General features: G+C 41.7%; 1 pseudogene. It reads left to right on the top strand.

Going from position 1 to position 456, the window contains the following annotated elements:
- Window positions 1–57: 57 nt before the first annotated feature.
- Window positions 58–456, top strand: a pseudogene (locus MD535_RS25860) (hypothetical protein); the annotation flags it as partial.

Here is a 456-nt window from a genome sequence, read left to right as displayed (position 1 = left end):
GTCTACGATTCCAGCTACAAATATAACTTTGAGTCTCAAAAGGCTCGAGCTGAGCGTATGATTGAATTTCATCAAGGTAGAAATTCCGATTACAAACGATGGATTCAAGATGCCAAAAATGAAGGCGACGTAGAAGAAGAGGTATATTATCGCCGAAGGCTAGCTGAGAATGAAAAGCAAATTCAAGGCTACCGCATCTATTTTGAGCAAGACGGTGATGTGACACTGTCTACTCATATGAGAGCACTTAAGCAACTAGGGAAATTAGATAGTTTTCTATCAACGACAGGCTTCCTTGCCCTGATGTGCACTTTATCTTTAGGAGCGTGGTTGCTTTTTTTACTCAAACCTCAAGACGCGGAAGTTTACTTTGATCGAAACCGGCAAATTGTCTACTCGTGGCGACATGGAAGGGTTGGAGCGGCGTCATTTGATAAAATGGGGATATTAGAAAAT

The sequence above is a fragment of the Vibrio qingdaonensis genome (assembly GCF_026191675.1).
In the GTDB taxonomy this organism is placed as follows: domain Bacteria; phylum Pseudomonadota; class Gammaproteobacteria; order Enterobacterales; family Vibrionaceae; genus Vibrio; species Vibrio qingdaonensis.
This window is presented reverse-complemented; position numbering and strand designations above follow the sequence as displayed.